General features: G+C 73.4%; 12 protein-coding genes. 6 read left to right on the top strand and 6 right to left on the bottom strand.

Annotation, left to right across the window (positions count from 1 at the left end; all coding sequences use genetic code 11):
* Together mobA and BJY14_RS00615 are read left to right on the top strand one after the other, a co-directional pair.
* Entirely contained in the window at window positions 1–567 is a 567-nt protein-coding gene (gene mobA, locus BJY14_RS00620; protein WP_179841768.1) for a molybdenum cofactor guanylyltransferase, read from the top strand.
* Between the two features lie 49 nt (window positions 568–616).
* A complete protein-coding gene (locus tag BJY14_RS00615) occupies window positions 617–889 on the top strand; it encodes a DUF6457 domain-containing protein (protein WP_179841767.1) in 273 nt (90 codons plus the stop codon).
* Window positions 890–1,098: 209 nt separating this feature from the next.
* Here the strand turns inward: BJY14_RS00615 and BJY14_RS00610 are convergent, their stop codons facing one another.
* On the bottom strand, window positions 1,099–1,338 hold the full coding sequence (locus BJY14_RS00610) for a hypothetical protein (protein WP_179841766.1): 240 nt from the start codon (window positions 1,336–1,338) through the stop codon (window positions 1,099–1,101).
* Between the two features lie 237 nt (window positions 1,339–1,575).
* Between BJY14_RS00610 and BJY14_RS00605 the strand changes: the two genes are divergently transcribed.
* Window positions 1,576–3,024: a DHA2 family efflux MFS transporter permease subunit gene (locus tag BJY14_RS00605; RefSeq protein ID WP_179841765.1), complete on the top strand. Its 1,449-nt coding sequence runs from the start codon at window positions 1,576–1,578 to the stop codon at window positions 3,022–3,024.
* On the opposite strand, the gene BJY14_RS00600 is transcribed toward BJY14_RS00605, so the two are convergent.
* Both BJY14_RS00600 and BJY14_RS00595 read right to left on the bottom strand, forming a co-directional pair.
* Window positions 2,953–4,263, bottom strand: a complete 1,311-nt coding sequence (locus BJY14_RS00600; RefSeq protein WP_179841764.1) for an FAD-dependent oxidoreductase — start codon at window positions 4,261–4,263, stop codon at window positions 2,953–2,955. The genes BJY14_RS00605 and BJY14_RS00600 overlap by 72 nt on opposite strands.
* Complete coding sequence (locus BJY14_RS00595; RefSeq protein ID WP_179841763.1) at window positions 4,253–5,053, bottom strand: tryptophan 2,3-dioxygenase; 801 nt, start codon at window positions 5,051–5,053, stop codon at window positions 4,253–4,255. Before BJY14_RS00595 ends, BJY14_RS00600 begins: the two co-directional genes overlap by 11 nt.
* Before the next feature lie 137 nt (window positions 5,054–5,190).
* Between BJY14_RS00595 and BJY14_RS00590 the strand changes: the two genes are divergently transcribed.
* Window positions 5,191–6,294: an alpha/beta hydrolase gene (locus BJY14_RS00590; RefSeq protein WP_179841762.1), complete on the top strand. Its 1,104-nt coding sequence runs from the start codon at window positions 5,191–5,193 to the stop codon at window positions 6,292–6,294.
* A 48-nt stretch (window positions 6,295–6,342) separates the two neighbouring features.
* Here the strand turns inward: BJY14_RS00590 and BJY14_RS00585 are convergent, their stop codons facing one another.
* Window positions 6,343–6,831 (bottom strand): MarR family winged helix-turn-helix transcriptional regulator, encoded by a 489-nt coding sequence (locus tag BJY14_RS00585; RefSeq protein ID WP_179849086.1) that lies wholly within the window; start codon window positions 6,829–6,831, stop codon window positions 6,343–6,345.
* Between the two features lie 98 nt (window positions 6,832–6,929).
* On the opposite strand from BJY14_RS00585, the gene icmF reads away from it, so the two are divergent.
* Window positions 6,930–10,148, top strand: coding sequence for a fused isobutyryl-CoA mutase/GTPase IcmF (icmF, locus tag BJY14_RS00580; RefSeq protein WP_179849085.1), 3,219 nt, complete (start codon window positions 6,930–6,932; stop codon window positions 10,146–10,148).
* 12 nt (window positions 10,149–10,160) lie between these two features.
* Entirely contained in the window at window positions 10,161–10,931 is a 771-nt protein-coding gene (locus tag BJY14_RS00575) for a helical backbone metal receptor (protein ID WP_179841761.1), read from the top strand.
* Here the strand turns inward: BJY14_RS00575 and BJY14_RS00570 are convergent.
* Entirely contained in the window at window positions 10,928–11,518 is a 591-nt protein-coding gene (locus BJY14_RS00570; RefSeq protein WP_179841760.1) for a TetR/AcrR family transcriptional regulator, read from the bottom strand. The genes BJY14_RS00575 and BJY14_RS00570 overlap by 4 nt on opposite strands.
* Complete coding sequence (gene fabG / locus BJY14_RS00565) at window positions 11,502–12,257, bottom strand: 3-oxoacyl-ACP reductase FabG (RefSeq protein ID WP_179841759.1); 756 nt, start codon at window positions 12,255–12,257, stop codon at window positions 11,502–11,504. The genes BJY14_RS00570 and fabG overlap by 17 nt, the downstream gene beginning before the upstream one ends.
* Between the last annotated feature and the right edge of the window lie 13 nt (window positions 12,258–12,270).

Here is a 12,270-nt window from a genome sequence, read left to right as displayed (position 1 = left end):
GTGGACGCCGGCGCGCCCTTCGACGCCGTGCTGCTCGCGGGCGGGCGCGCCCGGCGGTTCGGCGCCGACAAGCCCGCGGCCTCCGTGGGGGGACGCCGGCTGATCGAATGGTCGGCGGCGGCCGCGTCCGGCGCGTCCCGGCTGATCGTGGTGGGGCCGCGCCGCGACGTCCTGCCGGGCGCCGTCGTCGTCCGCGAGGACCCGCCGGGCGGCGGGCCGGTGCCCGCGCTGCGCGCCGGGCTCGCCGAGGTCCGCGCGGCCAGGCTGGTGCTGCTGGCGGCGGACCTGCCGTTCCTGCGGCCCGCCCACGTCGCCGCGCTGCTGGAGGCGGCGGGGGAGCGGGACGGGGCCGTCCTGGTGGACGGGGACGGCCGCGAGCAGTGGCTCGCGGGCTGCTGGCGCGCGGCCGCCCTGCGGGAGTCGCTGGCCGCCTACGACGGCGCGTCCCTGCGCGGCCTGCTCGGCCCGCTGGCCCCCGTCCCGGTCGCGCCGCCGCCCGGCGGCCGCCCCGCGTGGTTCGACTGCGACACTCCCGAACAGCTGGCCGCCGCCGAGCGCCTGCTTTGATCGTGGGAGAGTGGGCACACCACCAGGACCATGCTCGAAGGGGGAACCCATGGCTGTCCTTGAGGACTGGATCAACGCGGCGTGCCTCGAACTGGGCCTGGAGCGCGGGGACGTCGACCAGGGCCTGGTCCTGGACCTCGCCCGCGACGTCGCCCACAACGTCGCACGGCCCGGCGCGCCGCTGACGGCCTACCTGCTCGGCCTCGCGGTCGGCCGCGGCGTGCCCGCGCGGGACGGCGCCGCGCGGCTGACCGAGATGGCCGAGGGCTGGCGGGCCGAGGTGCCCGAGCAGGCCGGCGAGCCGGTCCTCGACGACGCATAGGCTGCTTCTCAGTCCCGGCCCACTTCGCTCGCCTTGCGGCTGTGTTTCTCAGTCCCGGCCCACTTCGCTCGCCTGGCGGCTCGCTGCGTGACCTGGCCTGGGCGACCGCGGCATCGCTTCGCGATCTGCCCGGCTCCGCTCGCCTCCGGCCTCGCTCCACCGGCCAGGTCACGCGTTCGCGCGCGTGGCCGGGCACTTCGAGACAGGCCCTAGCCGTCGGCCGGCTCGTCGCGTTCGGCGACCGGCACCACGTCCTTCAGGAAGTCGCGGCGATCAAGGAACGCCGACAGGCTCTGGCGGTGCTCGTCGCAGGCGAGCCAGATCTTCCGCCGCTCCGGCGTGTGGATCTTCGGGTTGTTCCATCGCAGCGCCCACACGGCGTCCGCGCGGCACCCCTTGGCGGAGCACTGCAACTCCTCGGCCCCGTCCTCCGGTTCAATGTCGGTCATGAGCCGACCTTAGCCATCACAGCGCCCTCAGCCACCACCGCGACCACGCAACAACCGCAACAGCCGCGATCGCGTCCGAAGGCAGATTCGAGCGAAGCAAGAATCTGATCGCGAAGCGAGCCGCAAGGCGAGCCGGAGCGATGCCAGCGATCGCCGCGGTGCCCGACGATGGAGGGCCGCCAGGCCCGAAGGAGGAGAGCACTGCAATAAACACGGCCCGAAGGAGGAGAAAAGGCAATGAACAAGCGCTGGCAGGCGCTCTCTGTGTGCCTTGTGGCGGCGTTCATGACGCTGCTGGACGTCAGCATCGTCAACGTGGCGCTGCCGTCGATCCGGGCGGGGCTGCACGCGTCCGACGCGCAGCTCCAGTGGATCCTGTCGGGGTACGCCCTGACCTTCGGGCTCGTGCTGGTCCCGGCCGGGCGGCTCGGCGACGCCCGCAGTCGCCGGGCGGTGTTCATGTCCGGGCTGGCCCTGTTCACGGTGGCGAGCGCGGCGGCGGGCCTCGCCCCGACGATTCTGCTGCTCGTCCTCGCCCGGCTCGTGCAGGGCGTCGCGGGCGGCATCCTCAACCCGCAGGTCGCGGGGCTCATCCAGCAGCTGTTCCGGGGGGCCGAGCGGGGGCGGGCGTTCGGGGCGCTCGGGGCCGTCATCGGGATCGCGACCGCCGTCGGCCCGCTGCTCGGCGGCGGGCTGATCGCGATCGCCGGGTCGGCGGAGGGCTGGCGGTGGGTGTTCTACGTCAACATCCCGGTCGGGATCGCGGCGCTGTTCCTGGCGTGGCGGCTGCTGCCCGCCCCCGTCTACGGGCAGCGGCAGGGCCTGGACCCGCTCGGGGTGCTGCTGCTGGGCGCGGGGGTCCTGTGCGTGCTCCTGCCGCTCGTCCAGGAGCAGCAGTGGCGGGGCGCCCTGAAGTGGCTGCTGATCCCCGCGGGCGCCGCGCTGCTGGTGGCCTTCGCGGCCTGGGAGCGCCGGGCGCGGACGCCGATGGTCGTCCTCGCGCTGTTTCGCCTCCGCTCCTACACGCTGGGCACGGCGATCGCGCTGCTGTACTTCGCCGGGTTCACCGCGGTGTTCTTCATCTTCACCCTCTACCTGCAGAACGGCCTCGGCTACAGCGCGCTCGGCGCTGGCCTCGCCATCACCCCCTTCGCGGTCGGCTCCGGTGTGGCGTCCGCGCTCGGCGGCCGGGTCGTCTCCCGGTTCGGCCGCCACCTCGTCGCCGCCGGCCTGTGCCTGGTGCTCGTGGGGCTCGGCGCGGCGTGGCTCGCCGTCGAGCTGAGGCCCGGCGCCGGCGTGGCCTGGGCGACCGCGGCGCCGCTGCTGCTGGCCGGGCTTGGCACCGGCCTGGTCATCTCGCCGAACCAGACGATCACGCTGTCGGAGGTGGACTACACCGAGGGCGGCAGCGCGGCGGGCGTCCTGCAGACCGGCCAGCGGGTCGGCACCGCGATGGGGATCGCCGCCGTCGGGGCGGTGTTCTTCGCCACGCTGGCCGGCACCGGGGGGGAGTGGGCGGCCGCGTTCCGGCGCGGGCTGATCGTCGTGCTGGGGTTCGTGCTGGCGGCGCTGGTGGCGGCGGTCGCCGACCTGGCCGCCGGCCGCCGCCCGGTGTCAGCGGCGCCGGACGAGGGCGCGCAGTCCGAGGCCGAGGGCCGCCGCGGAACCGAGGGCGGCCGCGGCTAGCACCCGGTTCTGCCGTCTGATCCGCGCCGGGATCCGCGCGTAGGGGATCGTCGAGAACGACACCAGTTCGTAGCGGGAGACGTACCGTCCGGCCAGGCGGCGCTCCAGCGCGTGCGTCGCGGCCTGCTTCGCCCGGTACACCGGGGAGGACACCCGGTCGCGCATCTCGACGAAGTTGTCCAGCGCCATCTCGGCGATCGCGTCGGTGTTGGCCTTGCGCCGCTCCTGGTAGAGCGACAGCGCGCGGGGCCAGTCGCCGCCCGTCTCGGTCAGGCACCGGTCGATCTCGATGCAGTCCTCGAAGGCGCAGTTCGCGCCCTGCCCGAAGAAGGGCACGATCGCGTGCGCGGCGTCGCCCAGCAGCGCCACCAGGGCGCCGCGGCCGTACCGCGTCCACGGCCAGCACCGGACGGTCACCAGCGACCCGACCGGGTTGCGCTCGTAGTCGCCGGTGAGGTCCGGCATGAGGCCCGCCACGTCGGGATAGTGCCGCTCGAAGTAGGCGGTGACCTTCTCCGGGGTGTCGAGGGCGGCGAAGTCCTGCTTCGGCCAGAACAGCGTGCAGGTGAACGAGCGGTCCAGGTTCGGCAGCGCGATCATCATCGAGGTGCCGCGCGGCCAGATGTGCAGCGCGTCCGGGTCGAGCGCGAAACCGCCGTCCCTCGGCGGGACGGTCAGCTCCTTGTAGCCGTGCTCCAGGAAGTCGGCGTCCTCGTCCAGGCGCAGCGACCGGCGGACCGCGCTGTAGGCGCCGTCCCCGGCCAGGACGACGTCGGCGGGTTCGGGGTCCGCGTCCTCCAGCAGGAGGGCGCCGGCCTCGACGTCCACGCCGGTGACGCGCTGGGAGAACCGCAGCGTGACCCCCGGCGTGCTCTCGGCGGTGTCGAGCAGCGACCGGTTCAGCTCGGCGCGGCTGATGGAGTTGATGGCGCGCTCGCCGCCGGCGCTGTAGGGCTGGAAGTTCTGCGCGCCCGCCAGGGGATGCACCATCCGCCCGTGCATGGGCAGCGCCTGCTTGAGCGACTGGTCGCGCAGGCCGACCTGCTCCAGCGCGGCCAGGCCGCGAGCCGAGACCGCCAGGTTGATCGAGCGGCCCCGCTCGGCGCCCGCGACGCGCGGGTCGGGCCGCCGCTCGTACACCGTCACCGCGATGCCGCGGCGTCCGAGCAGCACCGCGAGCAGGCAGCCCGCCAGGCCCGCGCCGACGATCGCGACCCGCTCGCCGCCCTCAGCCGCCATGGACGGGGACCTCCTCGGTCTGGGAGCGGACCTCCCACAGGTCGGGGAAGGCGGGGGCGAACAGGGTGCTGCGCAGGTAGTCGGCGCCGGCCGAGCCGCCCGTGCCGATCTTCGCGCCGATCGTGCGCTCGACCATCTTCAGATGCCGGTAGCGCCACTCCTGGATGCCCTCGTCCACGTCGACGAGCGCCTCGCAGACCTCGGCGGCGGGCCCGGACTCGTCCGCGTAGACGGCGAGCAGGACCTTCTGCACCCCGGGGTCGGGCTCCCACGGCAGGGAGAAGTCACGCTCCAGCGCCTCGCGCGGGACGGGGTGGCCGCGCCCGGCGAGGTAGCGCAGCAGCGAGTCGAACACCGACGGGCGGGACACGGCCGCCCGGAGGCGCTCGTCGCCGCGCAGGTCGGAGGCGGGGAAGGAGCGCCGCCCGAGGACGGCCTCGATCTCGCGGAACTGCTCGCTCTGGAAGCCGCTGGAGTTGCCGAGCGCGTCGCGGAACGAGGCGAACTGCCGGGGCGTCATCGTCTCCAGCACGTCCAGCTGCCCGACGACGGTCTTGAGGATCTTGGCGATGCGGCGGGCGGTGTGCAGCGACCCGCCGCTGTTGCCCTCCTCCATCCGGCTCTGCAGCAGCGCGGCCTCGTGCAGGATCTGCTTGAACCACAGCTCGTAGACCTGATGGATGATCACGAAGAGCAGCTCGTCGTGCGCACGCGTCTTCGGCTCCTGGCACGACAGCAGGTCGTCGAGCCTCAGATAGCCGCCGTACGTCATCGTCGGCGAATCCGCCATCACGCCTCCTTGCGACACAACGGATGTGATCCGCAGCATATGGGATGGACGGGCACGTCCAGGCGGTGGGTGGCCGTGCCGCGTCCATATCCCCCTACGATCAGAACTCGATTCGGTATCGAGCCGGGAGGCGCCGGATGGGCGAGATCGTCAGGGAGTTCGTGGGGCTGCCGTCGCCCCTGGCCGGCCGGGCCGGCGCGGGCGGCCACCCGTGCCAGGGGATCTACCACCGCCCGGCCGGGGCCGCCCCGAGGACCGCGTTCATCGCGACCCACTACAACGTCGACTTCTCCGAGCACTACCTCGCCGAGCACCTAGCGGCCCGCGGGTACGGCTTCCTCGGCTGGAACACCCGCTTCCGCGGCAACGAGGCGTACTTCCTGCTCGACCACGCCCTCGCCGAGATCGGCGTGGGCGTGCGCTGGCTCCGCGAGCGGGCGGGCGCCGAGCGGATCGTCCTGCTCGGCAACTCCGGCGGCGGCTCGCTGATGGCCGCCTACCAGTCGCAGGCCGTCGACCCCAATGTCACGCCGGTCGCCGGGATGCGCCCGGTCGCCGCCATCGAGGACCTGCCCGCCGGGGACCTGTTCGTCGCGCTCGCCGCCCACTCCGGCCGCCCCGAGGTCCTCACCGCCTGGATGGACCCCTCGGTCGCCGACGAGACCGACCCGCTCTCGGCCGACCCGTCCCTCGACCCCTTCGACCCCGGCAACGGGCCCCCGTTCAGCGCGGAGTTCCAGTCCCGCTACCGCGCCGCCCAGCGCGCCCGCAACGAGCGAATCACCGACCGGGTCCTCGCCCGCCTGGACGCCCTGAAGGGAACGCGCGCCCGCGACGCCCTGTTCACCGTGCACCGGACCTGGGCCGACCTGCGCATGATCGACCCCGCCATCGAACCGTCCGACCGGGAGCCCAACCGCTGTTACCTCGGCGACCCCGCCAGGGCCAACTACGGCGTGTTCGGCATCGGCTCGCTGTGCACGCTGCGGTCCTGGCTGTCGATGTGGAGCCTGCGCACCTCGCAGTGCACCGCCGCCCCGCACCTGGCGCGCGTCACCGTCCCGTCCCTGGTGGTGCACGCCACGGCGGACGAGTGCGTCTACGACGGCGACGCCCGCGCGATCCTCGGTGCCCTCGCCGCGTCCGACCGGACCCTCCACCGCATCAGGGACACCCACTACCTGCCGCGCTCCCGGCCCGAGGTCGCCGACCTGGTCGACGCCTGGGTCCGCGACCGCTGAGCCGCCGCGGCGACCATGTGCGGATCGGCCGGGGGCCCGGCCGATCCGTCACCGCTCCAGATCGCCGGTGGCGAGGCGGACGCGCCGCAGGGCCGTGGTGACGTCGGCGGCCTCGGCGGCAGGGAGGCCGGCGATGCCGAAGCCGGACTCGTTGAGGGCGAGCGTGGCCTCCTCGGCGAGGTCGCGGCCCGCGGGGGTGATGGTGGCGAGGACGACGCGGCGGTCGTCGGGGGAGGGGCGGCGGCCGACCAGGCCCCGCCGCTCCAGGCGGCCGATCACGTTGGTCACGGACGCGGGGTGCACCATGAGGCGGTTGCCCATCTTGCCCATGGGAAGGGTCCCGGTGCGGGCGAAGGCGAGCAGGCGCAGGGCCTCGTAGGCGGCGAACGTCAGCCCGTGGGGCTTGAGGACGGCCTCGATCCGGCTCAGCAGGAGCTGCTGGGCCCGCATCACGGAGGTGACGGCCGCCATGCGGTCGGCGTGCTCGGGCCAGCGGCCGCTCCACTGGCGGTGGGCCTCGGCGATGGGATCGGGCATGTCGGGCACCGGCCCACCGTATGCGGTCTTGACTGCGTCGCGCACGGAAACTACTTTAACTTCCAAATATTGGATGTCCAAGGTTTGGGGTGGGGACGGTGACGGGGGAGCTGCACTCGCCGGTGCACCCGGTGCGCTTCGTGACGGCCGCGGCGCTGTTCGACGGCCACGACGCGGCCATCAACATCATGCGGCGCATCCTGCAGTCCCAGGGCGCCGAGGTGGTGCACCTCGGCCACGACCGCTCCGTCCGCGAGGTCGTCGACGCCGTCCTGGAGGAGGACGCTCAGGGCGTGGCGATCAGCTCCTACCAGGGCGGCCATGTCGAGTACTTCGAGTACCTGTCGCGCAGCCTGAAGGAGGCCGGCGCCGAGCACGTGAAGGTGTTCGGCGGGGGCGGCGGCGTCATCGTGCACGAGGAGATCGCGCGGCTGTCGGGGGCGGGGGTGCGGATCTTCTCCCCGGAGGACGGGCAGCGCCTCGGCCTGCCCGGGATGATCAACGAGCTGGTCCGCGACTGCGACGTCGACCTGGCCGCCGAGCCCGTGCCGGCCGGCGACGTGCTGGCCGGCGACCGGCGCGCGCTCGCCCGGACGATCACCTGCCTCCAGGCCGGCGCCCTGCCCGCGGACGCCCGCGCGCGGCTCGCCGAGGCCGCGGCCGGGCGGCGGGTCCCGGTGCTGGGCATCACCGGGACGGGCGGGTCCGGGAAGTCCTCCCTCACCGACGAGCTGGTGCGGCGCCTGCGCGTCGATCAGGGCGACCGGCTGCGCGTCGCGGTGCTCGCGGTGGACCCGACGCGGCGGCGCGGCGGCGGCGCGCTGCTCGGCGACCGGATCAGGATGAACTCCCTCGACGGCGACCGGGTGTTCTTCCGCTCGCTGGCCACCCGGGGCGCGCGGGAGCTGCCGGAGAACGCCGAGGACATCGTCACCGCCTGCAAGGCCGCCGGCTACGACCTGGTGATCCTGGAGACGCCCGGCATCGGGCAGGGCGACGCCGCGATCGTGCCGCTGGTGGACGTGTCGCTCTACGTGATGACGCCGGAGTTCGGCGCCGCGTCCCAGCTGGAGAAGATCGACATGCTCGACTTCGCGGACGTGGTCGCGATCAACAAGTTCGAGCGGCGCGGCGCGGTCGACGCGCTGCGGGACGTCGGCCGCCAGCTCGTGCGCAACCGGGAGGCGTTCGGACAGCGGCCGGAGGACATGCCGGTGTTCGGCACGAGCGCCGCCACGTTCGACGACGACGGCGTCACGGCGCTCTACCAGCACCTGGGCGGGCTGCTGGGCGAGCACGGCCTGCGCCTGGAGGACGGTGCCCTGCCCGAGGTCGCGACCAAGGTGTCGACCGGCGCCGCGAACGTCATCCCGCCGAACCGCGTGCGGTACCTGTCCGACATCGCCGAGACCGTCCGCGGCTACCACGCCGACACGTTGCGGCAGATGGAGGCGGTGCGGCGCGTCCAGCGGCTGGACGAGGTGCGCGCCGAGCTGACGGACGCCTCCGAGGTGGAGAGCCTGCTGGAGGGCGCGCGCCGGGACGTGGAGCCCGGGAACGCCGAACTCGTCGAGGGCTGGCCCGCCGTCGTGGAGTCCTACTCCGGCGACGAGCAGGTCGTGAAGATCCGCGACAGGGAGCTGCGCACCACGCTCACGCGCGAGTCCCTGTCGGGCAGCAGGATCCCCCGCGTCGCGCTGCCGCGCTACACCGACCACGGCGAGCTGCTGCGCTTCCTGCGCAACGAGAACCTGCCCGGCCGGTTCCCGTTCACCGCCGGGGTGTTCCCCTTCAAGCGCGACAACGAGGACCCCGCCCGCATGTTCGCGGGGGAGGGCGACCCCTTCCGCACCAACCGCCGGTTCAAGCTGCTGTCGGAGGGCCAGCCCGCGACGCGCCTGTCCACCGCTTTCGACTCGGTCACCCTGTACGGGCGCGACCCCGACGAGCGCCCCGACGTGTACGGCAAGGTCGGCACGTCCGGTGTCTCGATCGCCACGCTGGACGACATGAAGGCGCTCTACGACGGGTTCGACCTGTCGTCCCCGACCACGTCGGTGTCGATGACCATCAACGGTCCCGCGCCGACGATCCTGGCGTTCTTCCTCAACACGGCCATCGACCAGGGGCTGGACGCCTTCTACGAGGAGAACGGCCGCGAGCCGTCCGAGGAGGAGGCCGCGCAGATCCGCGCGCGCGTGCTGTCCACCGTGCGCGGCACCGTGCAGGCCGACATCCTCAAGGAGGACCAGGGGCAGAACACCTGCATCTTCTCCACCGAGTTCTCCCTGCGGATGATGGGCGACATCCAGGAGTGGTTCATCGCCAACAAGGTCCGCAACTTCTACTCGGTGTCGATCTCCGGCTACCACATCGCCGAGGCCGGGGCGAACCCCATCAGCCAGCTCGCGTTCACCCTCGCCAACGGCTTCACCTACGTCGAGTCCTACCTGGCGCGGGGCATGGACATCGACGACTTCGCGCCCAACCTGTCGTTCTTCTTCTCCAACGGCATGGACCCCGAGTACAACGTGCTCGGACGGGTGGCCCGCCGCATCTGGGCCGTGGCCATGCGCGACCGGTACGGCGCGAACGAGCGCAGCCAGAAGCTCAAGTACCACGTGCAGACGTCCGGGCGCTCCCTGCACGCGCAGGAGATGCACTTCAACGACATCCGCACGACGCTGCAGGCGCTCATCGCGATCTACGACAACTGCAACAGCCTGCACACCAACGCCTACGACGAGGCGGTCACCACGCCGACGGCCGAGTCGGTGCGGCGGGCCCTGGCGATCCAGCTCATCATCAACCGCGAGTGGGGGCTGGCGATGAACGAGAACCCGCTGCAGGGGTCGTTCGTCATCGACGAGCTGACCGATCTGGTCGAGGAGGCGGTGCTGGCCGAGTTCGACCGCATCAGCGAGCGCGGCGGCGTCCTCGGCGCGATGGAGACCGGCTACCAGCGCGGCCGCATCCAGGACGAGTCGATGCTGTACGAGCAGCGCAAGCACGACGGCTCGCTGCCGATCATCGGCGTCAACACGTTCCGCGGCCCCGAGGCCGGCGACGGGACCCCGAAGACGATCGAGCTCGCCCGCGCCACCGAGGGCGAGAAGCGCTCCCAGCTCGACCGCGTCCACGGCTACCAGGAGGCGCACCGGGACGGGGCGCGGGCCGCCCTCGCCGCGCTCAAGGACGCGGCCCGGTCCGGCGAGAACGTGTTCGCGGTGCTGATGGACGCGGCGCGCGTGTGCAGCCTCCAGCAGATCACCGACGCGTTCTTCGAGGTCGGCGGCCAGTACCGCCGCAACGTCTGAGGCGCCCCGCCGATGGCCGTCCACGACGACACCGGCGCCCCGGCCGGTGTCCCGGACCGGGTGCGCCGAGTCGTGTCGATCGTCCCGTCCCTGACCGAGACGGTCGCGGCGACCGCGCCGGGGCTGCTCGCCGGCGCCACCGACTGGTGCACCCACCCCGAGGGCCTGGACGTGCCGCGCGTGCGGGGCACCAAGAACCCCGACCTGGAGCGGATCATCGGGCTGCGGCCCGACGTCGTCGTCGGCAACACCGAGGAGAACCGGCCCGCCGACGTCGAGGCGCTGCGCGCGGCCGGCGTGCCGGTGTGGATGACGCGGATCCGCACGGTCGAGGAGGCGCTGGCGTCGCTGCGGCGCATGCTCACCGAGGCGTGCCGGGTGCCGGCGCCCGGCTGGCTGGAGGAGGCGTCCCGCGTCTGGGCCGGCGTCGCGCCCGGCGAGCCCCGGGCGGCGGTGATCCCGATCTGGCGGCGGCCGTGGATGGTCGTCGGGCGCGACACCTTCACCGGCGACGTCCTGGCCCGCCTCGGCGTGTCCAACGTCTACGCCGGGCATCCCGAGCGCTACCCGAAGATCCCGCTGGACGAGCTGAACGCGGCCGGCGCGGACCTGGTGGTCCTGCCGGACGAGCCGTACCGCTTCACCGAGGACGACGGCCCGGAGTCCTTCCCCGGGCTCGACGCCGCGCTCGTCAGCGGCCGGCTCCTCACCTGGTACGGCCCGTCCCTGGTCGAGGCCCCGGCCGTCCTCGCGGAACGGCTCGCCGAGGCCCGCCCCCGCTAGCCGGGGCGGCGCACGAACATGGCCTCCACGCAGCGGGCCATGCGCTCGTCGAGTTCCTCGGCGGGCACGCCGATCTCCCGTGCCAGGTGCTCGCGCAGCAGCGTGTACCCGTAGACGGTGGAGGCGATGGCGGCCTGCACGGCGGCCACGTCCTCGACCGGCAGGTCGCCGCGCTCCGCCTCCGCCGCGAGGTCCTCCCGGCCCGCGCCCCGGTTGAGCAGGACCCGGGGCCGGTCGTCGCCGTCCAGCACCAGCAGCGTCGCCAGCCGGACCGGCTCGGGGTCGCGCAGGCTCGTCCAGAACAGCCGCGCCAGCCGCTCGCGCAGCGGCAGCCCGGCCGCGTCCACGGCGTCCTCGGCGTTCGGGCGCGACCGGTGGAACAGCGCCGAGCGCAGCAGCGCCCGCCGCGACCCGAAGTACTGGTAGACCAGCCCGCGGTTGACCCCCGCCTCGTCGGCGACCTGGCGCAGGTTCAGCCCGGCGAGGACGCCGCCGCGCCGCAGCAGCGCGACCGCCGCCGCGCGCAGCGACTCCTCCGTCCCGTCCCGGTCGCGCACCCGGGCCGCCCCGTCACGCGCGGGGACCACCGGCCACATAGATGACCTGCCCGGACACGAACGACGCGTCGTCGCCGACCAGGAACGCGACGGTCCCGGCGATGTCCTCGGGGACGCCGACGCGCCGGACCGGGATCTCCTTGGCGGCGGCGGCCTTGAAGTCCTCGAAGTCGACGCCGACGCGGGCGGCGGTCGCGGCGGTCATCTCGGTGGCGATGAACCCCGGCGCGATCGCGTTGGCCGTCACCCCGAACCTGCCCAGCTCGATCGCCAGCGTCTTGGTGAACCCCTGCAGGCCCGCCTTGGCCGCCGAGTAGTTGACCTGGCCGCGGTTGCCGAGGGCCGACACCGACGACAGGTTCACGATCCGGCCCCATCCGGCCTTCGTCATGTGCTCCTGCGCCGCGCGGGTCATCACGAACGAGCCGCGCAGGTGCACCGACAGGACCGAGTCCCAGTCGTCGTCGGACATCTTGAACAGGAGGTTGTCGCGGGTGATGCCGGCGTTGTTCACCAGGACGACGGGCGGGCCGAGCTCGGCGGCGACGCGCGCGACGGCGGCGTTCGCCCGCGCGGTGTCGGCGACGTCCACGCCGACGGCGAGCGCGGTGCCGCCGTCCTTGGTGATCGTCTCGACCGTGCCGGCGCAGGCGGCCTCGTCGAGGTCGCAGACCGCGACGGCGAAGCCCTCCCTGGCGAGGCGGACGGCGGTGGCGGCGCCGATGCCGCGCGCGGCGCCGGTGACGATGGCCACCCGGGTGTCGGTCATGTGCGCAGCCCTT

Origin of the sequence: Actinomadura luteofluorescens, from assembly GCF_013409365.1 — a bacterium.
Classification (GTDB): Bacteria; Actinomycetota; Actinomycetes; order Streptosporangiales; family Streptosporangiaceae; genus Spirillospora; species Spirillospora luteofluorescens.
Note: the sequence above shows the minus strand (reverse complement) of the source record. Positions and strands in the feature narration are given on the sequence as shown.